Raw genomic sequence first — 24,334 nt, 5'->3', positions numbered from 1 at the left:
TCAAGGTTGGCCGGTCAAACTGCCCGTCTATGGCGTTCGCGCAGCTCTTCACGTTCTTTGGCTTCGATACATAAGGTGGCGGTGGGACGCAGCAGCAGGCGTTGCAGGCCGATGGGTTCGCCGGTTTCACGGCACCAGCCGTATTCGCCACGAGCCAGCAGCTCCAAGGCGTCGTCGATCTTGTCCAATAGCTTCTTTTCACGCTCCAGCAGGCGCAGTTGCCATTGGCGTTGCTCTTCGGCACTGCCGATATCCGCCAGATCGCTGTTGGTTTCCTGCTCGCGCAGCGCCTGGAACTCTGCGTCGATACGGGCTTGCATGTCATCGCGCTGAGCCAGCAGCAGTTCGCGGAAGAAGCGCTGCTGGGCCTCATTCATGTAGTCGGCCGCTGGTTGGGCCAAAAGATCGTGTTCGGTCATGGAAGCGGTTCGCGGGTCGGGCTGTGCATTTATGTTATAGTATAACAATACAAATAAGCCAATCCCTCTTGCTCGCCGCGACGAAGGGCGCAATGCTGGGTCACCTGCCTATGTTGAGAACCTCGATGAAATACCTGCTGTGCGCGCTGCTATTGGCAGTCGCCGGGCCTGCCTGCGCCCAGGCACCCAGCCTGTTGGCCAACTGCACACGCAGCGCCAACCTGCTGGCGTGTGTGGACCCGTTGGGCAATGCCTATAGCGTGGCGACCGTCGGCAGCACTACGTATCTGCGCGGTTTCGAAGTGATCGGCAAACGCTATTGGGCGCAGACCAACAGCCGTTATGGGCAACTGACGTTTTTTACCGGGTTGGCATCGGATGGCGAGGCGTGGGTTGGCTACACGCGGCGCGTGGGCTGGACCACCATCAACCGGTTTTCCAGCTCAGGGGGCGCCAGCGCCAAGTTCACTTGCAGCCGAATGACCGGCTGTTAGACCTGGCTGTTTTTCTGCGCCTGCACCCAGGCCATGTAGCTGTTCATGGGTGGGTTCTTCTGGAAGTAACGCTTGAGTCCTTCGAAAAGGCCATCCGCCACCGCCTGTTGATGGCGCGCCGTCACCAGCCGCTGGGCATCCCGAGGGTTGGAAATGAAACCCGTCTCCACCAGGATCGAAGGCACGTCCGGTGACTTGAGCACGGCGAACCCCGCCTGCTCCACACGTTTCTGATGCAGGCTGGTGATGTTTTGCAGGCTGCCCAATACCGAGCCACCCAGTTGCAGGCTGGAGGCGATGGTCGCATTCATCGACATGTCGAGAATGACCCCGGCCAGCATCGGGTCCTTGTCCTTCAGATTGAGCAAGGTGGTGGCGCCCAGCAAGTCGGCGCCATTTTCGCGCTGGGCCATGAAACGTGCCGTAGCCGAAGTGGCGCCCCCTTCCGACAACGCATACACCGAGGCGCCCGACGCGGTCAGCCGTGGCGCGGCGTCGGCATGCACTGAGATAAACATATCGGCCTTGTGCTGACGGGCGATGTCCACGCGCTTGCGCAGCGGCACGAAGAAGTCGTCGTTGCGCACCAGTTTTACGTCAAAACCCTTTTCGCGCTTCAAGCGTTTAGCCAACAACTGGGCAATCGACAGCACCACATCTTTTTCGCGCTGGCCCTTGGAGCCAATGGCACCTGGGTCTTTGCCGCCATGGCCGGGGTCGACCACCACGATGATGTCGCGCTTGGGATGCGCCTTGTCTACCGGCGTCACCAAGGGTGCCGGCTCTGCGGCGATTTGACGGGGCGCACGGGTCGCGTTGGTCAAATCCAACACCAGGCGATGGCCTTGGCCATCCTGGGGCGGCAGCACGAAGCTGTTGAGCTGCATGGGCTCGACCAGGTCCAGCACGATGCGCGTATCGCTCTTGCCGAAATGCCCGGAACGGATCGAGATAATCCCACTGTTCTTCAACGCCAATTGGGAAAAGTCGCCGCTGAGACCGGCGCCACTCAAGTCGATGATCAAGCGGTCCGGTGAGGCCAGGGAAAAGGTCTTGTATTGCACCGGGCCGCTGAGGTCGAACACCAGGCGCAGCTTGTCGTTTGAGCGCCACAGGCGTGCATTGCGAATCTGCGTGGCGTAAGCCCCCAAAGGCAAGGCAAACAAGGGGCTGACCAGCAGCAGGTTGAGGAGCTGACGTCGGTGCATGGCATATACCGCAGATAAAGGAGTGTCCCTACTCGATATGACTGAACAAAGGCTGGAGCAGAAAATTCATCGTAGCTCGTATTGTTATACTATAACATGTCGAATTACTTCCAACGATGGACCTGCTTATGAATGCGCTGACTCTGCCGGACATTGCCGCGCAGGCTTCACGCCAAGCCTTGCCACTCGACTGGGTGGGTATGTGCGGCATCGCCTTGCCGATCCTGATTGACGGTCAACACCTGGCCGCCACCGCTGACGCGGGCGTAAGCCTGGACGACGGCACGGCCCGTGGCATTCATATGTCACGCCTGTACCTGGCTCTGGAAATGCTCGATCAACACCCGCTGACACCTGCACTGCTGCGTAATGTACTGCAGCGTTTTCTCGACACACATGAAGGTTTATCTAAGAACGCTTACTTGCGCATCAACACCCAGTTGCTGCTTAAACGACCCGCCCTGGTCAGTCCGCTAGCCGGCTGGAAGAGCTACCCGGTGAGCATCGAAGCGCGTCTGGAAAACCAGATGTTCCACGTGGAACTAAAAATTGACGTTACTTATTCCTCAACCTGCCCTTGCTCCGCCGCCCTCGCCAGGCAGTTGATTCAGCAGCAATTTGTGGATGATTTCGCCAACACGCCGTTGCAGCACGAAGCGCTGCTGACCTGGCTCGGCAGTGCCAACGGCATCGTCGCCACACCCCATAGCCAACGCAGCAGCGCGCAGTTGCACGTTCAGTTGCAAGGTACTGACCTGCCGATAATCGACTTGATCAACGCTGCCGAAGCCGCGCTCGGTACCGCCGTACAAACCGCGGTGAAACGCGCAGACGAACAAGCCTTCGCCCTGGCCAACGGGCAGAACCTGATGTTCTGCGAAGACGCCGCTCGCCGCCTGAACCTCGCCTTGAAACGCTCGGATGCCATCAAAGCCTTCCACCTCAAAGTGATCCACGCCGAAAGCCTGCACGCGCACGATGCCGTGGCTGAAAGCCGCTGGACGAGAGACTTTGCATGATCACCTGTAACTCTTTGCGCTGGGGTGCCCCTGGGCAACCGCTCACCCCGGCACTGGATTTGACCCTGGAAAAAGGCAGCCTCACCGGCATCATCGGCGCCAATGGCACAGGCAAGAGCAGCCTGCTCAAAGTCATCGCCGGCCTGCAAAAGCCGCTGGCGGGAAAGGTCATTGTGGATGTTCCACGCCGTGGCGGCCTGGCATTCCTGCCCCAGCAGCAACACTTGGACCGCCAGTTCCCCATCAGCCTGCAAGAGCTGGTCGCTGCCGGTTTCTGGGGCACCCAACACACCGCGCAACAACGCAGCCAACGCCTGCACGCGGTACTCGAAGACTGGTGCCTGACTGGCTTGGAACACCGACCGTTGATGGCATTGTCCGGAGGCGAATTGCAGCGCGCCCTGCTGGCACGCATGAGCCTGGCCGACGCATCCGTCCTGCTGCTCGACGAACCTCACGCAGCCCTCGATGAGGACGGTCAGGCGCTGTGCTGGAAACACATCCACGCTTGGCACAACGAAGGCCGCACCTTGGTGATCGTCTGCCATGACCTGGCCTCCGTGCGTCACCACACCCAGCACGTACTGCAGATCAAAAACACCGGCTGCGTATTCGGCTCCAGCAAAGAGCTGATCCGCCCGCAACCGCAGATGCAGGTGGCCTGAATGCACTTCACTGCCCACTTATGGATGCCGTTTCATGAGTTCGTCTTTATGCGCCGCGCACTCATCGGCGGTTTGGTACTGGCTTGCAGCACCGCGCCGCTAGGAGTGTTTCTGATCCTGCGGCGCATGAGCCTGATCGGTGATGCGGTGGCCCACGGCATCCTGCCCGGCGCAGCCCTGGGTTTCTGGTTCGCCGGGCTGAGCCTGCCCGCGCTGACCCTCGGCGGCCTGGGTGCGGGCCTGAGCATGGCCGGCCTGGCCGCGTGGATCACTCGCCGCACCGGCCTGCGCGAAGACGCCAGCCTCGCCGCCATCTACCCCATCTCTTTGGCCGCCGGCGTGCTGATCCTGGGCCTTGCCGGCAAGCGTCTGGACCTGCTGCACCTGCTGTTCGGCTCCGCCCTGGCCGTGGATCAAACCACACTGACCGGCATGCTCTGGGTCTCGGGTTTTAGCCTGATCGCTATGGCGCTGATCTACAAACCGCTGCTGCTGGACACCCTCGACCCGCTGTTCCTGCAAACCGTCAGCCGCCTCGGGCCCCTCGCCCATGGCGTGTTCCTGACCCTGGTGGTGCTGAACCTGGTGATCGGTTTCCAGGCCATCGGCGCGTTGATGGTGGTTGGCTTGATGATGTTGCCGGCCATCGCCTCACGCTTCTGGAGCCGACGCCTGCCGGTGCTGATTGCGGTATCGGCGCTGCTGGGCTGCCTGTCGGTGTGGTTGGGTCTGCTGCTGTCGTTCTACTACTCACTGCCCAGCGGCCCGGCGATCGTGCTGGTGGCGGGCGCTGGGTATTTGTTGTCCGTGGTGTTCGGTCCGGTGCACGGTTTGTTGCGCCGCCCGCCTTTGCTCACATCCCAATGAGGTGTTCCGATGCGCGCTCTACTCGTGCTGTTCAGTCTGCTGCTGCCGCTTTCGATGGCCCACGCCGCCGACAAACTCCAAGTAGTCACCAGCTTCAGTATTCTCAATGACATCACCCACCAGATCGGTGGCGAGCATATCCAGATCAGCAACATGGTCGGCCCGGACGCCGACGCCCATACCTATGAACCCACGCCGGATGACGCCAAGGCATTGCTCAAGGCCAAGGTCATCATCAAGAACGGCCTGGGTTTCGAGCCGTGGCTGGACCGCCTGGTTACCAGCACCGAAACCAAAGCAACGGTGGTCACCGCCAGCAAAGGCGTGATTTCCCACACCATGGACGAGGATGGCGAAACCATTCCCGACCCGCACGCCTGGCACAACCTGGCCAACGCCGAAATTTATGTGAGCAATATCACCAAAGCGCTGGTAGCCGCCGACCCTGCCAACGAGACCGCCTACCTGAGCAACAGCCAGGCCTACCTCAAGCAAATCCATAGCCTGCTGGACGAGGCCAAGGCCAAGTTCGGCGCCCTGCCACCGGGTAACCGCCGCATCGTCACTTCCCACGACGCTTTCGGTTACCTGGGCCAAGCCTATGGCATCCAGTTCCTCGCACCCCAGGGCTTGTCCACCGAACGTGACCCTTCGGCCGCTGAAGTTGCCGCGCTGATCACTCAGATTCGCAAGGACAAGGTCAAAGCCGTGTTCATGGAAAACATCAAGGACTCACGCCTGCTCAAGCAGATTGCTGACGAAAGCGGCGCACAGATCGGCGGCACGCTGTACTCCGACGCTCTCGCTGCAGAAGGCCCGGCCAGCACCTTTATCGGGCTGTTCGAATACAACCTCAACACCCTGTGCGCCGCACTGAGCCAGCCATGATCCGCAAAAATCCTTCCGGCGACCTGCCGGTGATTGCCGAATCGGCCTACGTCGACAAGACCGCGATCATCTGCGGCAAAGTTATCATCGGTGAGAACGTGTTCGTCGGCCCTTACGCCGTGATCCGCGCCGACGAAGTGGATGCCAGCGGCGCCATGGACCCGATCACCATCGGCGCCAACTCCAACATCCAGGACGGCGTGGTCATCCACTCCAAGTCCGGCGCAGCGGTGACCATCGGCGAATTCACCTCCATCGCTCACCGCTCCATCGTCCACGGCCCCTGTACAGTGGGCAACCGCGTGTTTATTGGCTTCAACAGCGTGCTGTTCAATTGCGCCGTGGGCGATGGGTGCGTGGTGCGCCACAACTCGGTGGTCGACGGCCGTGACCTGCCCACCGCTTTCTACGTGCCCTCTACCACGCGTATCGGCCCCAACACCGACTTGTCGCAATTCCCGCCGGTGAGTGTCAGCGCCTCGGAGTTTTCCGAGGATGTGGCACGCACCAACGTCGACCTGGTGCGCGGCTACAAAGCCCTGCAAAACGAGTTCTGAACCATGAGCCGCCTGCTGATCCGCAACGCCCGACTGGTCAACGAGGGCCAGGTATTCGACGCCGACGTACTGATCGCCAATGGTCGTATCGAGAAAATTGCCGCCAGCATTCAAGGCGATAACGAACCGGTGGAAATCGATGCCAACGGCCAGTGGCTACTGCCAGGGATGATCGACGATCAGGTGCACTTTCGCGAACCCGGCGCACCGGAAAAAGGCAGTTTCTACAGCGAATCCCGCGCGGCGGTGGCCGGTGGTATCACCAGCTTCATGGACATGCCCAACACCCAACCGGCCACCCTGAACCTGGAAGCCCTTGCCGATAAAAAGCGTCGTGCCGCACTGCATTCAGTGGCCAACTACGGCTTTCATTTCGGCGTGAGCAACGACAACCTCGACATCGTCGCCACCCTAGACCCCCGTCAAGTGGCGGGGGTCAAGGTGTTCATGGGCGCCTCCACCGGCAATATGCTGGTGGACAACCCACGCATTCTGGAGCGCCTGTTTGCCGAGGTGCCAACCATTCTGCTCGCTCATTGCGAGCACACGCCCAGCATCCTGGCCAACGAGCAGCGCCTGCGCGAACGCTTCGGCGAGCATATTCCCGCCGTCGCCCACCCGCTGATCCGCGATGCCGAGGCCTGTTATCGCTCGTCATCGTTTGCCGTTGAATTGGCCAAACGCCATGGCACGCGTCTGCATGTGTTGCATCTGACCACCGCTCGCGAACTGGCGCTGTTCGCAGACAAGCCCCTGGCCGACAAGCACATCACCGCCGAGGTCTGCCTGCACCACCTGCTGTTCGATGACCGCGATTACCACCGCCTCGGCCACCAGATCAAATGCAACCCGGCGATCAAGACCCGCGCCGACCGCGACGCGCTGCGCCTGGCGTTATTGAGTGATCGTCTGGATGTGATTGGCACCGACCATGCGCCGCATACCTGGGCGCAAAAACTGTTGGGTTATCGGCAAGCGCCCTCGGGCTTGCCTCTGGTGCAGCATGCCCTGCCGGCGTTACTGGAGTTGGTGGCCGACGGGCATTTGCCCCTGACCACTCTGGTAGCCAAGACCAGCCACCGCGTGGCCGACCTGTTTGCCATTGCTGATCGCGGCTACGTGCGCGAGGGCTACTGGGCCGACCTGGTACTGATCAAACCGGAGCCTGCTGGCAAGCCGGTCAACAGCCAGCCTATCCTCGCCCGCTGCGGCTGGACACCCTTTGCAGAACGCAGCTTTCGCCACAGCGTGAGTACCACACTGGTCAGCGGCCACCTGGCCTGGCACAACGGCCAAGTGGTCAACAGTTGCCAGGGCTTGCCCCTGCAGTTTGGGCGTTAAGCGCGGGGTTTGACCGAACCGCAATCGTTGCCCAGCCACTGGGCGTGGCTGTCCAGGCTACCCTTCTGCTGGATCCCGGTGGCATTGAAGGTACCGTTGACGCTGGTGGTGAATTCTTTCTGGCTCTGGAACGTTGCCACGCCAGTGCCCTGGGCTTTCGGGCAACTGAAACGGAATTTCCACTGGTTGCCGCTCTTGTCGGTGACTTCCTGTTTGCAGCCCGATTGAGGGTCGGTCAGGGGGATCGAATCGGAGGCCACCTGAGCCGGGGTCAGGCACACCTGTACGCCTTTACCGGCCATGTTGATGCCTTGCTTTTCGAGCATGGCGCGCTGTTCAGGGGTCATCTGTTGCTTGAGTTGACCGAGGATCAGCGACAAGTCCGGCAGGTCCTGGTTATCGACTTTCATATTGCTGGTGGTCAATTCCCACAAGCCCGGCGCCAGCATCTGCGCCTGCGCCGCCACAGGCAGCGACAAACCAACAACCATGGCCAAACCAAGCAGACGAGCATTCATCGGGTAACTCCTGGGTAATTGTGGGCGTTAGACGTCGCAAAGCAGCCAGTGTTGCATGGCAAATAAAATAGCGACATTCACAGCCGTTCATGGTCTGTTACGCACTGGACTGCCTGGAGTTACGTCGTTCATGGATTTCTTTGGCCCGCACCTGCTCGCCTACGTCATTGCCACGCTGCACTTTCTCGGAACGCTCGCCGCGATCCACGCAGTACTGACCGTGCGCACCGCACAAGGCTCGATTGCCTGGGCGTTGTCACTGATGTTCATGCCCTACCTGACGCTGATCCCCTACCTGATTTTTGGCCGCAGCACCTTCGACGCGTACATCCAGGCCCGTCGCCAGGCCAACCAGGAAATGCACACGGCCATCACCGAACTGAACTGGCGCCCGTGGGTTGAGGAAGCGCTTGCGGCGCGCAACTCCAGCGCCTACGCCTCCTTGCGCGCCATGCCCAAGCTGGGCCGCATGCCCTGCCTGGCCAACAACGAAGTGCGCCTGTTGATCAATGGCGATGCCACCTTCGGCGCGATCTTCGAGGCTATTCGTAACGCAAAGACCGCCGTGCTGTTCCAGTTTTTCATCATTCACGATGATGAACTGGGCCGCCAATTGCAGGCCCTGTTGAAGGAAAAAGCCGCTCAGGGCGTGGCCATTTACGTCCTGTACGACCGCATCGGCAGCCACGCCCTGCCCCATCGTTATGTGCAAGCGCTGCGTGAGGCAGGCGTGCAGGTCAAGGCATTCGCCACCCGCAGTGGCTGGCTCAATCGCTTCCAGGTCAACTTCCGTAACCATCGCAAGATCGTCGTGGTGGACGGCATCACCGGTTTTGTCGGCGGGCATAACGTAGGCGATGAATACCTGGGTAAAAAACCGCCCCTGGCGCCATGGCGCGATACCCATGTGCAGGTCACAGGCCCGGTGGTGGCTTGCCTGCAGGAGTCGTTTGCCGAGGACTGGTTCTGGGCCGCACGGGAACTGCCGCCGCTGATCCTGCCGGATGCCTACCCGGAAGACGGCGTGCTCTGCCAGTTGCTCGCCAGTGGGCCAGCGGACCCTTATGAAACCTGCTCGCTGTTTTTCGTCGAGGCCATCCATGCGGCGACCGAGCGCGTGTGGATCACCAGCCCCTACTTCATCCCCGACGAGGCGGTATTTGCCGCCCTGCGCCTGGCGGTATTGCGCGGAGTCGATGTGCGCCTGCTGCTGCCGTCACGGCCCGACCACCGCATCGTATATGCCGCGTCCAGCCTGTATGCCAACGAAGCGGTGCGAGCGGGCGTGCGGGTGTTTCGCTACACGCCGGGCTTTTTGCATCAAAAGGTGGTGTTGGTGGACAGCGAAATCAGCGCAATTGGCAGTGCCAACATGGACAACCGTTCGTTCCGGCTGAATTTTGAAGTGATGCTGCTGACGGTGGATGAAGCCTTCGCCAGCCAGGTTGAGCAGATGCTGCTGGACGACTTTGCCCTGGCCCATGAAGTCAGTCAGGAAGAAAGCCGCGAGACCCGTCGCCTGCAACAACTGGGGATGCGCATTGCGCGCTTGATCTCACCCATCCTCTAACCGCCAACACACAACCAATAATGTAGGAGCGAGCTTGCTCGCGAAAAACTCACAGGCGCCGCGTTCATTCAGCTAGTACGCGTTATCGTTGACGTTTTTCGCGAGCAAGCTCGCTCCTACGGTTTTGAGCGTGATCAGCGGTAGAGGTCTTCCCGCGTCCACGGCAGTTCATGCCCGCCATCGGCATGGGGTTTCACTGCCAGTATCTGGTGCAGATTGATCCAGCCTCGGGCAAACGCATAAGCGCAGCCAGCCAGGTACAGCCGCCAGATGCGTAGCGCCTGTTCCGGTACCATCTTCGCCGCTGCTTCCAGGTTGTCTTCCAGACGTTCGCTCCAATGGTCCAATGTGCGGGCGTAATGCATACGCAGGCTTTCGACATCGACCACTTCCAGCCCTGCTTCACTGATCTCGGCGGTCATCATGGCCAGGTGCGGCAGTTCGCCGTTAGGGAACACGTAGCGCTCGATAAACTCGCCGGCGCCACGGCCTACGGGGCGGCCATCGGTGTGCTTGGCGGTAATGCCATGGTTCATCACCAGACCACCTTCACGCACCGCGCCGAACAGGGTCCGGCAGTACTGCGCCAGGTTGGCGTGGCCGACGTGTTCGAACATGCCCACGCTTACCACTTTGTCGAAACGGCCGTCCTGGGGCAGGTCGCGGTAGTCGAGTAATTGCAGGTCGACCTGGTCTTCCAGGCCTTCGGCTTTCACCCGCTCCTTGGCCAGCGCCAGTTGTTCCTTGCTCAAGGTGATGCCGAACACCTTGACCCCGAACTCACGTGCGGCATAGCGCGCCAACCCGCCCCAGCCGCAGCCCACATCCAAAAGATATTCACCCGGCTGCAGCCGCAACTTGCGGCACAGGTGGCGAAATTTGTCTTGTTGGGCCTGGTCGATCGACTCGCTGCCGGTTTCGAAATAACCGCAGGAGTAGGCCATGTCCTGGTCCAGCCATAGCTGGTAGAACTCGTTGGACAGGTCGTAATGGTAGGAAATGGCCGCCGCGTCGGTGGCCTTGTCGTGAATCGAGCGCACCGGACGACTCTCCTCGTCGTCATCGACCAAGGCGTGACTCAACTCGTCACATACCCTGATCACTTCGGTGATGGAGCCTTCCAGCTCCAGCTTGCCCTCGACAAAGGCTTCGCCCAGTGAGTCGAGCGTTGGATGGGTCAGCCTGGATACAACCGTGGGATCCTTGACCACGATGGTGACGCTGGGCTCAGGGCCCAAGTTGAATTCATGGCCGTCCCAGAGTCGAAGACGCAGCGGTAGCTGAAGATTCTGTAAGGCCGGTGGAAGTTGCGCGAGCATGAGTAGTCCCCCCTTGTTTCAGACGTCTGCTGTGAGGGTAGACCATGCCAAACAAAGTAGGAAGCTATCGAATGAATAGCTCCCCTGCTATGGCGCTCGGCGCTCGAGCAAACCTTCCTGGACCCACTGTTTCAGCCAAGTGGCCGCTTGCAGCGACGCCCCCTCTGAATAAGTGACCGCCAGCTCAATACACAGTTCTGAAAAATTCCAGCCCATGGTCACCATGCCCGACAGCGCACAGGCTTCAGCGGCTTCCAGGCTGCGGTAGTGGCAGCGGTTCTGGTTGCGCCACACCAGGCAGATTTGCGCCGGTTCCAGCGCCTGGCTGCCGGGGAAATCCGACTCATCCTTGCTGGCTCGCCAGATCGCCACCGTGTTGAAACGGCAAAGCAGCTGCTGCACCGAAGGCGCCAGCGCAACCTGCAAGGTGGGCCAGTCTTCAGGCGCCAAATGCGCCATGTCATTCAAGGTCAGCGGCTCCCCTTCGGCGGCGTCAAACGCCAAGGTGAACGCCCACTCCAGGCGTGCCAACTCAGCCAAAGGCGCACTTTGCGCAGCCATCAAATGCTCAACGATAAACATCGCAAAGCGCTCGCCCAACCAGCGCACGCTGTAATGGGCCGACGGATAACGGCGGATGTAGGCCTCGGTCAGTGAGCAAAACTGCTCATCTCCCAGCCAATACCAGATGGCACCGAAGTCATGGCGCAGCACCTCTTGCAGTCGCGACAGATAGGCGTTGTGGTAAATCGCCAGGCCGGTGTCCACATCCAACGTCGGCCCTCCCAGCAAGGTGGCGGCAAAGCCACTGCTGGCCGCGGGCGCTTCGGATAATAGATGCTGTTCAAACGCCAACTGCCAGTCGATCAGGCGCATAACGCTCTCCGGGCCAAGGCGCTGGCACCCAACTCACGGGCTTTGTTCAACTCGGTGAGCAACTCTTCGAAGGGCGGAAAATGGTCATCGCGTTCCAGCAAGGTCGACACCGGGCCCAAATGCTCCAAAGTTTGCTGATACAGCGCCCACACCGGGTCGCACACTGGATGGTCATGGGTATCGACCACATAGTCGCCATAGTCCATATGCCCCGCCAAATGCAGTTGGCGAATGCTTTCGGGTGGCAGGTTGCGAATGAACGTCCAGGCATCAAAGCCATGGTTGCGTGCGCTGACGTAGACGTTGTTGACGTCCAGCAGCAATTGGCAGCCGCTCAGGTGGGCCAAGGCGTTGAGGAACTCCCACTCGGTGAATTCATCCGCCTTGGAACGCACGTAGCTTGAGACATTTTCCAGCACCAGCGGCCGTTGCAAGACGTCCTGCACCTGACGCACGCGGCCGGCCACGTGGTAGAGGCTTTCTTCGGTGTAAGGCAGGGGCAGCAAGTCATGTAACTGGTGCGCGCTGCCACGGCTCCAGCACAGGTGATCGGAAATCCACGCCGGCTGAATGCGCTCTGCGAGCTGTTTGATGTGGTTCAGGTAATCCGTATCGAGGGCATGTGGCCCGCCGATGGACAACGACACACCGTGCATCACCAAGGGGTAACGTTCGGCTATCGCATCCAGGTAGTACAAGGCCTTGCCGCCCTGCACCAAGTAATTCTCGGAGATCACTTCGAACCAATCCACGGCCGGCGACTGTTCTAGAATCTGGTGGTAGTACTCACTGCGTAAACCCAGGCCGTAACCCAGACTTGGAAGGGACGCGGACATGACTCACTCCAGGGCAAAGTGTCCGCAGCGGTAGCAGGCAGCCGCCGCGGTTGCACTTGTTTGCCGGTTACTCGCCGACTTTACCGCCAGCGGCGTCGCAGGCCGATTTGGTCATGGCCTTGAAGCCCATCCCTTTACACTCGCCCTGGCCCTTGCACGCGTGGTCCTTGGTTTTGCAGTCGTTCATACCTTTGCAGGAGGTCACGCCGTAGCAGTGAACGGTGGCGTCTGCCGCTTGTACCTGGGTGGCCACACCCGCGAACAGAGAAGCAGCGGCCATTGCGAGGGCGGCACCAGCAGCAGCGGATTTAATGCTCATTGTTGTATTCCTCATGATCAGTAGTGGAGCCGGTCCGAACGGATTGTTCAGTCTCGACACAGCACTAGAGTGAGGCCTCCTGTCGGCGTTACAGCCGTGAGCAAATATTTCTGAAATTATTCGTCGAGTTTCAACAGCGGCTCCTGGAAGCGCAGTAAACGCCCGGCGTTCCCCAATACCAGCAAGGTGCTGAGGTTATGCAGCACCGCCGCGATCATCGCGCCCGCCGCCCCCAGCCAGCCAAATGCGGCGAACACCACAATGGCCAGTGTCCAGCCCAAGCCAATGATCACATTGACCTGCAACGTCTGCCGACACTGGCGACTCAAGCGCACACAGGTGCCCAGGCGGCGCAAGTCGCTGCCGATCAACACCACGTCCGCCGAGGCCAGGGCGATGTCCGCACCGCCCGCGCCCATGGCCACGCCGACCACGCCGGCCTTGAGCGCCAGGGAGTCGTTGATGCCGTCGCCCACCACCATTGGCCTGAAACCACTGCTGATTTCGCCCAACACGCGGTTGAGCTTGTCTTCCGGCAGCGCTTGGGCTTCGACATCACTGATGCCCACGTCCAGCGCCAGGCTATCGGCCACACTTTGGCGGTCACCGGTCAGCAGCAGTTGGCGGCCCAGGCCCAAGTCACGCAGCTCTTGCAGGGCCTGGCGCGCTTCGGGTTTGACGCTGTCGGCCAACAGCAGCCAGGCGAGGAACTCGCCGTTCAACGCCAGCCCGGCAATCGGGCCATCATGGGTGGGCACGGCGGTGGTGACGATGCCCAACTGTTCAAACAACTCCGGCCGTCCCAGCGCCGCTTCGCCCTGCTCGGTCTGGGCGACCACGCCCAGGCCCTGACGCTCGCGAATGTCGCTAAGCACCCGCATCTGCTCCTGGGTCGCCAACCCCGCCAACGCTCGGCTGACCGGATGACTGCTTGCCGAACCGAGGCTGGCCGCCAGGTTCAGCAGCTTTTGGCGATCCGGCGCGCTTGTCTCGATGGACTGCAAGCGCAGGGTGCCAAAGGTCAGGGTTCCGGTCTTGTCGACCACCAGCGATGTCAGGTCGGCGAGTTCTTCCAGAAACGCCGAGCTGCGAATCAGGATGCCATGGCGCGCCGCCACGGCAATCCCGGCAATCGCCGTGGCCGGTGCCGACAACACCAAAGCACAGGGACACGCTGCCACGAGCACCGCGAGCATCGCCTGGGCGTCATTGGTGACAAACCAGGTGACGGCTGCCAGCAGCAACACCAGCACCATGTAGCTGCCGGCGTAACGCTCCAGCAGCCGGGTGATCGGCGGCTTGGAACGCTCGGCGTTCTGCATCAGCGCAATGACTTTGCCCAACGTCGATTCGTTGCCGGTACGCGTGACCTCAAGGCGCAGCAGGCCATCGAGGTTGATCGCCCCACCAAACACCTGCACGCCCACGCTGGCTTCCAACGGCACCGACTCGCCGGTGATCGGCGCCGTGTCCAGGCTCGCCTGGCCGGACAACACCACGCCATCGGCCGGCACGCGGTCACCGGCACGCACTTCGACGATATCGCCGGTGTTCAAGGTGCCGTTATCCACTTCGGTGATGCTGCCGTCCGCCTGCACCAGGCGGGCGTGGCTGCGGGTGAGTTTGCCCAGGGCATGGATCGCTTCCTGGGAGCCAATCACGCTGCGCTCTTCCAGCACATGGCCAAAGATCATGATGATCGGCAGCAACGCGGCGGTGAGCAGATCACCGGTGGCCCAGGCGCCGAGCATGGCCAGGGCGATCAATTGGTCGGTGATGCCGTGCAGGCTTGGAAAGCGCAGGCTGTACCAGGCTGAACGCATCACCGGCACCGCCACCAGCAGGGATGCCACGCCCAGCAGCAACTGGCTGACGCCGCTCTGGTCGGGCGCGAGCCAGCGCCACACCAGGCCCAGCACGAGCAAGCCCAGGGCGAGCATCGCCAAGGTCAATTGCCGGGCAGCGCTGCGCTGTTCGGCAGAGGTCAGCATGGGTGCGCTCATTGTTCGGCTCCCTGGATGATCAAGCGGGAGTCGTCTTTGGGGTCGACGGTGGTCACTGAACCGGCCTGGCCGAGAATCTTCGGCAAGCGCTCACGGTACAGACGCAACAGCAAACCGGGATCTTTGACCTGGGCCAGGCTGGCAACGGTAGCGGTCTGCGCCTGGGCATTGGCCAAGCGCTCGCTGGCCTGGGCATGGGCGACTTGCACCTGGCGATCAGCTTCCTGGTTGGCGGTCTGGGTGAGTTTTTCCGCTTCAGTGCGGGCGTTGGCCACGGCTTTATCGGCTTGCTGGCTGGCGGTCAGTACCGCGTTGAACGCATTCACCGCAGGCCCAGGCAGGCTCGATTGCACATCGACGCGGGTGGCTTCGATACCCAGCCCCAAGCCGCTGGCCGCCAACTCCGCCAGGCGTTTGTTGATGCCTTGCACCAGGTCGCCGCGCAGCCGCTCACGCCGTTCGGCGGCGCCATTGTCGCTGCCGATCAGTTCCGGGCGGGCTACCAGGATGGTGTCCAGATCCCGCGCAGCGGTGAGGGCCACGGCGCTGCGTGTCACCAGCCGATCCAGGGCCGGCAGCACGTGGTCGCCCTGCAACACAAAGGCGTAGGGTTCGGTCACCTTGTAGAACACCCGCACGTCCAACTGCACCACCCCGGCATCGCCGGTCAGCAGGTAGCCGGAGCCGGCCAGGGCATCGCTCAAGGGGGTGGCGAAACTGGCCACGCGATCGGCCTGCAGCGCCGCATCGGAACGCAGCAGGTTTTCCACCCGCCGTTCGATCACCCGGTCGGCCGCTGGCAGCAGGACGACTTGTTCGAAAGGCTGCGGCCAAGCCAGCAACAATCCGGCGTTCTGAATGCGATCGAGGGCGCCAAAATGCAGGACCACGGCGCGATTCTGCGGGTCGATCTGGCGCACATTGGAAAAGGCCCAGGCCAACGCCGCCAATACAGTGACCGCGTACAGTGCCAGGAACGTCAGGCGCCCGGCCTGGATCCACGGGCTGTCCGGGCTTTCAGGCTCGCTCATGGCTGCAGGTCCTTCGGCCCATCCACCAGGGCGCGAAACGGCGCGGCGTCGGTGCGCAGGATGATCTTGGTCCCCGGCGTGACCACCGTGCCCAAGGTATCCAGCGAACGCAGCAGGTTGTACAGCTGCGGATTGCCAGCGTAGGCGCGGCCATAAATCTGCGCGGCTTCAACCCGCGACTGCGCTTCGATGTCGGCGGCTTTCACAGTGGCATCGGCCTGCATGATGCGCGCATCACGCTCGGCAGCGGAGCGGATCTGCGCCGCTTCGCGCTTGCCCACGGCGGTGCGTTCGGTGGCGATGGTTTCACGCTCGGCGCGCATGCGGTCAACCGTGGCGGTGAGGGTCACCGACGGCAACGTCAAGCGCTCGATACCGACCTGCGCCACGCGCACACCATAGGTGGTGAGCAATTGTTGATCAATCTGCTGGCGCAACTGCGCTTCAAAATCGGCAATGCGCACTTGGCTGGCGTCGGTATTGATCAAGCTGGAGAGGTCAAAACTGGCCGCCGTGGTTTCCAACGCCGAGCCGACGAAGGTACGAATCTGCCGCGCCGCCTCATCCGGCTGGTTCTGCACCGCACGCATAAAACGCTGCACGTTGTCGGCATCGCCCTGCACCTGCCACGCCACATAGGCCTGCACAATAATCCGCAAGCCATCGCGGGTGCCCACATCCTGCAAGCCGCTGGACGTAGTGCGCAGGCGCAGGTCCACCGGGATCGCTGCTTCGAACGGTGCCGGCCAGCGCCAGCCCAGGCCCGGCTCCAGCAGCACGCGCGCAGGGTTGCCGAAGCGGGTAATCACCGTGGCCTCGCCGGAACGCACTTGCACCAGGCTCGCCGCTGCCACGGCAAACAGCACCAGCAACACCGCCCACGCCATGCGCCGCCAGGGAAAAGGCCCGGTCGCCTGCTCATCGCCGTGATGGTGATGGTGGTGGCCGTGATGGTGGTGATGACCGTGATCATGATCGTGGGAATGAGCGCTCAACAGACGAACTCCTTATTGAACGGCTTTGCGCGGCGCCGACGGGTCGGCGGGCAAGGTAAAAGAACGTAGATCGATCGTCGGCGCACTGTCGGCACCCAAACGATGATCCAGAATAAGCAGCTTGGCCTGGGCCAGGCCCTGGCTCAGTTGGCCCAGGTACTGTTCCAGCACGAAGGCTTGGCCCGCAGCGGCGTAGGCTTTTTGTTCGGCGGCAAAGCGCAGGTTCGCTGCTTGGGCGCCGGCATTCACTTCGCGGGCACTGGCCTGGGCCTGATCGCGGGCGGTACTGGCTTGAAGCAGCGCCTGGTTGGTCTGTTCGCTGGCGGCACCGCGTTCACGGGCGATCAAAGCCTGGGCGCCGATCTGCGCGGCTTGCACACCGTGGTAAGCGTTGGCGGCACCGGCCGGCGGGTGGATCGCCTCGACCACCGTGGCAAGAATTTCCACGCCGCTGTCGAGGGTTTGCAGGTCGGCTTGCACGCTGCGACCAATCTCGTCGGCGAGGCTGGTGCGCTCCTCCCCGAGCAATTCATCCAGGGTGCGCGAGGCAAAATCGTGCACCAGGATGCGGCTGGCGGTGCTGCGGATCAGGGTCGGGATATCCGCGCTGTGGTAGGTGGCGGCAAGCGCGGCCTGATCGGTGAGGCCGATGCGGTAGACAAAGCGCACGTCCATATTGACTATCTGGAAGCCCTGCTTGTCGCCGCTGCTGCTGGCAATAACCTGGGATTTGTCATTCACATGGCTGGCGTCCCACAGGCGGTTGGCGATCAACGGCGCCGGGCCTTCGGCTGCGGCCAACTGCGGTGTGGCGGCGTCACTGACGCTGGTCGCCAGCTCATGCACCACGCCGTTTTCAACATTCAGTACGCGGCCCAACGGCCACGGCAAACCCGCATGCAGCCCGGGGCCGAACACCTCGACCGGTTTACCAAAACGCTCATAAATCCCACGGCCTTGCAGGGGCACTTCATGCACACCGGTCAGCGCCCAACCTACCGCCAGCACCACCAGCAACACCGGGAAAAACGCTCGGCGCATGTAAGTGAAGGCCCAGATCTGGCGCAGGTCGATGCCAAAACGGTTGTGCAGTTCATGCTGCAACGCCAGCAAGGGTTGCGGCGGCCAACGCAGCAGGCCGGCGATAAAACTCTGCGCCATCAGGCGCGGTTCGAGACGCGGCTGGCGCGGGCTGAACAGCGACAGCACGCCCCTGAGCAGGAACTCCAGCGCCACCAGCGCCGGCAACAGGCCGACGAGTGTCGCCAGGCGCAGCGGCCACACCGACTCCGCATTGGCAAACAGCAGGCAGATCGCGCTGAGCACCAGGCAGATAATTGCCATCCGGCTCAACTGCGCCAGTTGCGAGGCTTCCGGCCATTGGGCGGCAGTTTCCTGGGCCAGGCGGCGTTCGAATACCAGCAGGCCAAACGCCAGGGCCAATGCGAGCGCTGCGCCAATACTTGCCGATTGCCCGATGGCAGCAGCGGGCAAGCCCAGGTTCCAGAACTGCAGGATGCTGACCAGTGCCAGCAACGACCAGCCGCCCAACCACAGCACCGGTGCGCCAATCTGCGCCAACAGGCCGTTGCCGAACCGGTTGATCAGGCCCTTATGCCAGGGTGTGGGCTCGATGGATTGTTCGACCGCTTCGCCGCGCGGCACTTCCAGCGCCTGGGCACGCCAATCGGCCACCCACCAGGCCGACTGCAAGCCGGCCACCAGCAGCAGCAAGGCCGACGCGCAGTTGATCAATACCACCGGCCAGATCGACACGGGTGCAAACAACGCTACGAACAGCGCCAATATCCAACCACTGAGGGCCAGGGTTGTCAGGCCGATACCGGCCTGGCGCAATCGACGGGCGTGGAACAGCCCCTGCTGAAAACGCGCGAGGCCTTCAACCGAAGCCCCGTCAGCCTCTAGATCCACTTGCATCTGCTCAACGCCCACTTGCACACAATTCGTTACGATATAACACGAAGCGTGAAATTTTTGTTCTCAACCCCGTTCGCACATTTAGATCGAGGAGCACTCGCAAAATATCCGTCGGCTGTCCGGCCTTCACAGGGTTACCTCAGGGCACGTCGGGCACTGCTACCTTGAATGACTCTACGCATGTTTCGCCAAACACGATGGGCAACCCGTGAGACAGGGTTGCGCGCCGCACGGCGCAAGTCTCGCTCTACTGCTCGAGTCAAAGCCTCCAGGGACGGGCTCCTAACCATCGGAGCGGGTTCGAGAACAGGCTGAGGCTCGACATGAACCTCTATGATGTCAACGTCCGCCCCCAGTTGATAATCGTAAACTTCCTGTCGCGTGATACCCGTAGCACGCAGGCCGAAAGCAGTCATGATTCTCTGAGTTGAACGGCCATTGCCCTCACTGGCCAAAAACCGCTCCAGCATGCCTTCCTGCTGCTGCGTAGCAAGCAGAGCCTCATTGTTTTGAACGTTCCAGCGCACAATGGCTTGCGGTAAAACACCGTAAAAATTGTTATGCCTTGAAATCATTTCATACTGATGCCAGGTAACGTCGGTAGCATTGGGCCCCTCTACTGGCGCACGGTAGTTTTCCATCAAGCGCCAGCGGCCGGGCAAGAATTCGTTTCTGAACCGATACCTGCCTGGGATTGAAGCAGACGTGTAAGTAGACTCAACGCGGTGCTCGCCATACATACGGTGAGTCATGCTCCTCTCCACGGCGTCCCGGCGCTCGGCGGCGACGTGAGCATCCACGTCACGACGCCGGAATGTCTCTGGATTCTGTCGATAAGCCGGAACATGGGCACTGGGGGAATTATCCGAATAGTCGTCGGCGACTTCCGGAGCCCTGCCATCGTGGTCTCGATACCGGAGCGGATTATTTCGGACCATTCGATACAGATTCAGCCCATCGATTTCGCCCGAGGGATCCGGGTTGATCCAGCGCATCAGCCATGGCGCATAGTAACGCGAACCGTAATAGTACAATCCGGTCGCATCCCGCTCTTGGCCTGAATAACGGATGGTCTTGCCATTAACATGAGTCTGACTTCTGACCGCCCACCACGCCGTACCACCGAAGGGGTAATACCCCTCATGACTGATCACGTCGCCATATTCATCGAGTTCCAACGCAACGCTGCCCAGATGGTCATCAACGTTGTAGCGCCACTGTGGGACAGGTGGTCTCTTGCGACCGTTCGCTCGCCAGTTTAACCGTCGAACTTGACTGCGCCCTACCGCCACGCTGATGACATGCAGGACTTCTCCCGTCGCCGTATCGCTGTGTATCTCCAAACCCGGCAGATACATGACCTGGGCCACATGCTCAACAGACTTTGCCTGCCACACTCGTACCTTGCGTCCACGCTGCCCAGTGCCATGGTAGAAATACCGTTCGTTATCCGCAGGCCCCGCCTTGCGCAGCACCTGGGTGACTTGGTGCAATTGATTACGGGCGTCCCATGTCATCCTCTGCGCGCCGTCCAACATCAACAGGTTGCCGTTTGCATCAAACCCATTGGCTAAATCCGGTGGATTCATCTCATCGGCCATGTACATGCTTCGATTACTACGCTCGGCTGTCTTCATCATGCGCAAGGGTTCGCTGCCATGCTTGAGCGTAATTAGATTTCCGCCGAGGTCATAGGTGTAAACCTGCGTGTAGTTACGCAACCGACTCGCGTCACCTCCTCCTGGTAGTACAACACCGGGCAGGCCAGGCTGAATGCCGGCCAGGACGCTTTCCCGTCCGGTGGCCTCAATCAAATGGTAAAGCGTGTCGTAGCGATAAGTGCTAACGGGGACAATTCGTTGAGAATCAAACCATTGGGTTGGTTGTGCCCGGTCCTCCAAGCATTGCAGGTTACCCACGGGGTCCCACTGATAATGTAGGTCCTGGAGTACTTTATCCTGCCGGATTGTGTTCAGTCTTAATAGTCGCCCACTGCGGGCGTCGTAGCCGGGCCGGGAAATGACACCATTACCCGCCAGCTGGGATTCGACTTGACCACAAGCGTTATAGCGGACCGCGCTGAGCAGCAATTGCTCCGGTTTTCCATCCTCAGTCAGACTGGATTGAACCAGTTCACCCGCCACGTTGTAGCAATGGCTCTGCACATTCGCCAACGCATCGGTTTGGCGGAGCAACTGATTCAACGCATCGTGATGCCATTGCGTGAGATACCGCATTGCCGCGCCTTGGTGATCTGTCTCCAATAACGCGTCGCGCTCATCCAAAGACTCAGGCCAATCCGCGGGTACCAATGCCTTGAGAAACTGTTGAGTCTGGCCTGCAACGTGCCCCAGCAAACCGTAATCGACAAAAACCTGGCTGCCGACCCCATCGTCATGCCGAACCAGCCGACCGCAACGATTGCCCATTTCAGTCGATGATCCGTACGTCAGCCGCTCGACGAAGGTCTGGAGAGTGGTCGCTGACTCTTCGCTCACACTAACCTGACGTATTTGGGAGTCATAGCACACCCGCCGGACAGTACCCCGCCCATCCCAACTATGCAGCGTTTGAGCTGCGTCGCCCACAAGGTTGACACGCCAGCCCGCATCTACGCTTTCAACACGCAACAGCTGGCCCGACAGACTATGGGTCATAACTTGGTTGGGCTCCCCTGTTTCACCACCCGTTGCCCACAATCGCGTGTCCCATTGTGCATGCACTCGACCAAGGACATCGCGCGAATACCTTTCGGTACGTGCCTGCAGTGCCTCGTCTAATGTCTGTCGGTGATACGCAACGACCGCTACTTGCAACCTACGTGCGTCTGTCACCCTCAGAGTCGGTGTCTGTCGGTGCAAAGTCGAAGACATTTGCGACCCTCTGCGTGTGTAGAGATGTAACTATAGACACGAACTCGATCACCTGCTGTTGAGGCCCCATAGGACGCTCCCACAAGCGGTGATTGATTATGCTCAAGAGCGTGACTAATCCCCTATAAACACGAGCCATCACTGGTGTCGGCTGCGATTAGTCGGCACACTTCAGACAGTTTTTCGCGGGTTCACGGACAAGGAAGCGCCACCCCCCATGATTTCCATCTACCAACTCAAACCGCGTTTTCAAAACCTGCTGCGGCCTCTCGTGCAGCGCCTTTATGACAACGGCACCACCGCCAACCAGATCACCGTGCTGGCCGGGGTTGTTTCCCTGCTGGTGGGGCTGTTGATCGCGGGCTTTGCCCAACACCTCTGGCTGTTTGCACTGATCCCGCTGTGGATGATTGTGCGCATGGCGCTCAATGCCATCGATGGCATGCTGGCCCGGGAATTCGGCCAACAGTCGCGCCTCGGTGCTTACCTCAATGAATTGTGCGATGTGATCGCCGACAGTGCGCTGATCCTGCCCTTTGCATTGATCCCCGATATGAGCCTGGCGCCGGTGCTGCTGGTGACGCTGCTTGCGGTATTCAGCGAATACGCCGGAGTGCTGGGGCCGATGGTGGGCGCGTCGCGCCGTTATGACGGGCCCATGGGCAAGAGTGATCGGGCGTTCGTGCTCGGGGTGCTGGCCACGGGCGTGGCGCTGGGCTGGCTCGGCGCCGGTTGGGTGGAGGCGGTGATGTGGCTGGTCGCCGCCCTGCTCGCCTATACCTTGGTCAACCGGGTGCGTCAGGGCCTCAAAGAACAACAATCTCTCCCTTCTGCATAAGGATTTTGCGATGCGCGAACAGCAACAGCACACCTTCAGTACCCATGATGGCGTCGAGCTTTTCTATCGGCACTGGCCGGCCACGGCAGGTGTCGGGCCGCGCAAGGCGATCCTGTTGTTCCATCGCGGCCATGAGCACTCGGGGCGTATTGCCCACCTGGTGGATGAACTGGGCCTGCCTGAATTCGACTTCTTCGCCTGGGACGCCCGTGGCCACGGCCAATCCCCAGGCGAGCGCGGCGACAGCCCCAGCTTTGCCACCAGCGCCCGCGATGTGCAGACTTTCTGTGACCACATCAATGCCACCTACGGCATCGAGGAGGAAGGCATCGCCGTCATCGCCCAAAGCGTCGGCGCGGTGATCGCGGCCACCTGGGTTCATGATTACGCGCCAAAAATCCGCGCCCTGGTGCTCGCCTCGCCAGCCTTCAAGGTCAAGCTGTACGTGCCCTTCGCCCGCCCCGGCCTGGCACTGATGCGCAAGTTTCGTGGCAACTTTTTCGTCAACAGCTACGTCAAGGCCAAGTTCCTCAGCCATGACCCCGAACGCGTGGCGTCCTACGACAGCGATCCACTGATCACCAAGGCCATTTCGGTGAATGTGCTGCTGGGCCTTTACGAAGCGGCCGCCCGGGTTGTCGCCGACGCCCAGGCGATCCAGGTGCCGACCCAACTGCTTATTTCGGGCTCCGACTTTGTGGTGCACCGTAAACCCCAGCAGCAGTTCTTCGACCGCCTCGGCAGCCTTAAAAAAGAGCTGCATATCCTCCCCGGCTTTTTTCACGACACCCTCGGCGAACGTGATCGCGCCGTGGCTGTGAGCAGCGCCAAGCGCTTTATCTTGCAGAACTTCGCCCACCCGCTGGACCGCGCTTCTTTACTGGATGCAGACAAACTTGGCGCCACGTGCGCCGAATCCGAATCCCTCGCCGCGCCGTTGCCACGCAATTCACTGCGCGACCTGTACTGGCGCATGACCCGCGCCAGCATGGGCTTGGGCAAGAACCTGTCGGATGGGGTGAAGCTGGGCTTCGACACCGGCTTCGATTCCGGCAGCACCCTGGACTACGTGTATCGCAATAAGCCTACCGGCAAGGGCGGGCTGGGGCGGATGATCGATACCAACTACCTCAATTCCATCGGCTGGCGTGGTATTCGCCAGCGCAAGCTGAACGTCGAAGAGCTGCTGCGCCTGGCCATGGCCAAGCTGCGTGATGATCACCGCGAAGTCCGTATCGTCGATATCGCCGCCGGCCACGGCCGTTACATTCTTGAAGCCTTGCAGGGCGTCTCGCCGTTGCCGGAGTCGATCCTGCTGCGCGACTACAGCGATATCAATGTGCGCGACGGTGGCGCGCTGATTCGCGAAAAGGGTTTGGGGGACATCGCCCAGTTCGTCAAAGGCGACGCGTTCGACCGCGCCGACCTGGCCGCCCTCGACCCCAAGCCGTCCCTGGCCGTGGTGTCTGGCCTGTACGAATTGTTCGCCGATAACGCCATGGTCGGCGGTTCACTGGCGGGCCTGGCCGAAGCCGTGGAGCCAGGTGGTTACCTGGTCTACACCGGCCAACCGTGGCACCCGCAGTTGGAGCTGATTGCCCGTGCGCTTACCAGCCACCGTCAGGGTCAGGCTTGGGTGATGCGCCGGCGCAGCCAGGCGGAAATGGACCAACTCGTCGAAGCAGCGGGCTTTCGCAAGATCACCCAGCGCGTGGATGAGTGGGGCATTTTCACCGTGTCCCTGGCACAGAAGATCTGAA

22 protein-coding genes are annotated in these 24,334 nt (G+C 61.1%); 10 read left to right on the top strand and 12 right to left on the bottom strand.

Annotation, left to right across the window (positions count from 1 at the left end):
• Positions 1-14 precede the first annotated feature (14 nt).
• A complete protein-coding gene (dksA, locus tag ACTJLA_RS00820; RefSeq protein WP_440840608.1) occupies positions 15-419 on the bottom strand; it encodes an RNA polymerase-binding protein DksA in 405 nt (134 codons plus the stop codon).
• Positions 420-544: 125 nt separating this feature from the next.
• On the opposite strand from dksA, the gene ACTJLA_RS00815 reads away from it, so the two are divergent.
• Positions 545-913, top strand: coding sequence for a hypothetical protein (locus ACTJLA_RS00815; RefSeq protein ID WP_034129159.1), 369 nt, complete (start codon positions 545-547; stop codon positions 911-913).
• Here ACTJLA_RS00815 and ACTJLA_RS00810 read toward each other — a convergent pair.
• Positions 910-2,121, bottom strand: coding sequence for an N-acetylmuramoyl-L-alanine amidase (locus ACTJLA_RS00810; RefSeq protein ID WP_440840607.1), 1,212 nt, complete (start codon positions 2,119-2,121; stop codon positions 910-912). The genes ACTJLA_RS00815 and ACTJLA_RS00810 overlap by 4 nt on opposite strands.
• 128 nt (positions 2,122-2,249) lie before the next feature.
• Here ACTJLA_RS00810 and folE2 point away from each other — a divergent pair, with 128 nt between their 5' ends.
• From folE2 to ACTJLA_RS00780, 6 genes are read left to right on the top strand one after another with little or no spacing between them, the layout of a single operon-like run.
• Positions 2,250-3,140, top strand: coding sequence for a GTP cyclohydrolase FolE2 (gene folE2 / locus ACTJLA_RS00805; RefSeq protein ID WP_440840606.1), 891 nt, complete (start codon positions 2,250-2,252; stop codon positions 3,138-3,140).
• Positions 3,137-3,805 (top strand): metal ABC transporter ATP-binding protein, encoded by a 669-nt coding sequence (locus ACTJLA_RS00800; RefSeq protein WP_054896087.1) that lies wholly within the window; start codon positions 3,137-3,139, stop codon positions 3,803-3,805. Before folE2 ends, ACTJLA_RS00800 begins: the two co-directional genes overlap by 4 nt.
• The gene (locus ACTJLA_RS00795) at positions 3,806-4,672 is read left to right on the top strand and encodes a metal ABC transporter permease (RefSeq protein WP_054916968.1); all 867 of its coding nucleotides are present in this window, start codon (positions 3,806-3,808) and stop codon (positions 4,670-4,672) included. It abuts the gene before it with no gap.
• 9 nt (positions 4,673-4,681) lie between these two features.
• Entirely contained in the window at positions 4,682-5,560 is an 879-nt protein-coding gene (locus tag ACTJLA_RS00790; protein WP_198790697.1) for a metal ABC transporter substrate-binding protein, read from the top strand.
• On the top strand, positions 5,557-6,117 hold the full coding sequence (locus ACTJLA_RS00785) for a gamma carbonic anhydrase family protein (RefSeq protein WP_054896090.1): 561 nt from the start codon (positions 5,557-5,559) through the stop codon (positions 6,115-6,117). The genes ACTJLA_RS00790 and ACTJLA_RS00785 overlap by 4 nt, the downstream gene beginning before the upstream one ends.
• A 3-nt stretch (positions 6,118-6,120) precedes the next feature.
• Positions 6,121-7,458: a dihydroorotase gene (locus tag ACTJLA_RS00780; protein ID WP_440840605.1), complete on the top strand. Its 1,338-nt coding sequence runs from the start codon at positions 6,121-6,123 to the stop codon at positions 7,456-7,458.
• Here ACTJLA_RS00780 and ACTJLA_RS00775 read toward each other — a convergent pair.
• Positions 7,455-7,976 carry a DUF3617 domain-containing protein gene (locus ACTJLA_RS00775; RefSeq protein ID WP_014720569.1) on the bottom strand — a complete coding sequence of 174 codons (522 nt, stop codon included), beginning with the start codon at positions 7,974-7,976 and terminating at the stop codon, positions 7,455-7,457. The two genes, ACTJLA_RS00780 and ACTJLA_RS00775, sit on opposite strands and share 4 nt — an antisense overlap.
• 130 nt (positions 7,977-8,106) lie before the next feature.
• Between ACTJLA_RS00775 and cls the strand changes: the two genes are divergently transcribed.
• Positions 8,107-9,546, top strand: coding sequence for a cardiolipin synthase (cls, locus tag ACTJLA_RS00770; protein WP_034129166.1), 1,440 nt, complete (start codon positions 8,107-8,109; stop codon positions 9,544-9,546).
• 134 nt (positions 9,547-9,680) lie between these two features.
• Here cls and cfaB read toward each other — a convergent pair whose 3' ends face one another.
• The 9 genes from cfaB to ACTJLA_RS00725 form a co-directional block, all read right to left on the bottom strand.
• Entirely contained in the window at positions 9,681-10,865 is a 1,185-nt protein-coding gene (gene cfaB / locus ACTJLA_RS00765) for a C17 cyclopropane fatty acid synthase CfaB (protein ID WP_014720571.1), read from the bottom strand.
• Between the two features lie 87 nt (positions 10,866-10,952).
• Positions 10,953-11,741 (bottom strand): HvfC/BufC N-terminal domain-containing protein, encoded by a 789-nt coding sequence (locus tag ACTJLA_RS00760; RefSeq protein ID WP_054896093.1) that lies wholly within the window; start codon positions 11,739-11,741, stop codon positions 10,953-10,955.
• On the bottom strand, positions 11,732-12,577 hold the full coding sequence (bufB, locus tag ACTJLA_RS00755; RefSeq protein WP_034134115.1) for an MNIO family bufferin maturase: 846 nt from the start codon (positions 12,575-12,577) through the stop codon (positions 11,732-11,734). The genes ACTJLA_RS00760 and bufB overlap by 10 nt, the downstream gene beginning before the upstream one ends.
• Positions 12,578-12,644: 67 nt before the next feature.
• Positions 12,645-12,896: a BufA2 family periplasmic bufferin-type metallophore gene (gene bufA2 / locus ACTJLA_RS00750; protein ID WP_003195792.1), complete on the bottom strand. Its 252-nt coding sequence runs from the start codon at positions 12,894-12,896 to the stop codon at positions 12,645-12,647.
• A 116-nt stretch (positions 12,897-13,012) separates the two neighbouring features.
• Positions 13,013-14,899: a cation-translocating P-type ATPase gene (locus tag ACTJLA_RS00745; RefSeq protein ID WP_057975212.1), complete on the bottom strand. Its 1,887-nt coding sequence runs from the start codon at positions 14,897-14,899 to the stop codon at positions 13,013-13,015.
• A complete protein-coding gene (gene hflK, locus ACTJLA_RS00740; protein WP_003195796.1) occupies positions 14,896-15,930 on the bottom strand; it encodes a protease modulator HflK in 1,035 nt (344 codons plus the stop codon). The genes ACTJLA_RS00745 and hflK (ACTJLA_RS00740) overlap by 4 nt, the downstream gene beginning before the upstream one ends.
• Positions 15,927-16,928, bottom strand: coding sequence for a protease modulator HflC (gene hflC / locus ACTJLA_RS00735; RefSeq protein ID WP_161793234.1), 1,002 nt, complete (start codon positions 16,926-16,928; stop codon positions 15,927-15,929). Before hflC ends, hflK (ACTJLA_RS00740) begins: the two co-directional genes overlap by 4 nt.
• 9 nt (positions 16,929-16,937) lie before the next feature.
• Positions 16,938-18,863, bottom strand: coding sequence for a protease modulator HflK (hflK, locus tag ACTJLA_RS00730; protein ID WP_440840604.1), 1,926 nt, complete (start codon positions 18,861-18,863; stop codon positions 16,938-16,940).
• Positions 18,864-18,997: 134 nt separating this feature from the next.
• The gene (locus ACTJLA_RS00725) at positions 18,998-21,520 is read right to left on the bottom strand and encodes an RHS repeat-associated core domain-containing protein (RefSeq protein ID WP_314547384.1); all 2,523 of its coding nucleotides are present in this window, start codon (positions 21,518-21,520) and stop codon (positions 18,998-19,000) included.
• A gap of 433 nt (positions 21,521-21,953) precedes the next feature.
• On the opposite strand from ACTJLA_RS00725, the gene ACTJLA_RS00720 reads away from it, so the two are divergent.
• Together ACTJLA_RS00720 and ACTJLA_RS00715 are read left to right on the top strand one after the other, a co-directional pair.
• A complete protein-coding gene (locus ACTJLA_RS00720; RefSeq protein WP_057975210.1) occupies positions 21,954-22,574 on the top strand; it encodes a CDP-alcohol phosphatidyltransferase family protein in 621 nt (206 codons plus the stop codon).
• A gap of 10 nt (positions 22,575-22,584) precedes the next feature.
• A complete protein-coding gene (locus ACTJLA_RS00715) occupies positions 22,585-24,333 on the top strand; it encodes a bifunctional alpha/beta hydrolase/class I SAM-dependent methyltransferase (protein ID WP_072445677.1) in 1,749 nt (582 codons plus the stop codon).
• The last annotated feature ends 1 nt before the right edge of the window (position 24,334 follow it).

This window comes from Pseudomonas sp. 22072 (genome assembly GCF_052046095.1).
GTDB classification, from domain to species: domain Bacteria; phylum Pseudomonadota; class Gammaproteobacteria; order Pseudomonadales; family Pseudomonadaceae; genus Aquipseudomonas; species Aquipseudomonas paracarnis.
The sequence above is the reverse complement of the archived record's forward strand: the minus strand, read 5'-3'. Positions and strand labels throughout refer to the sequence as shown.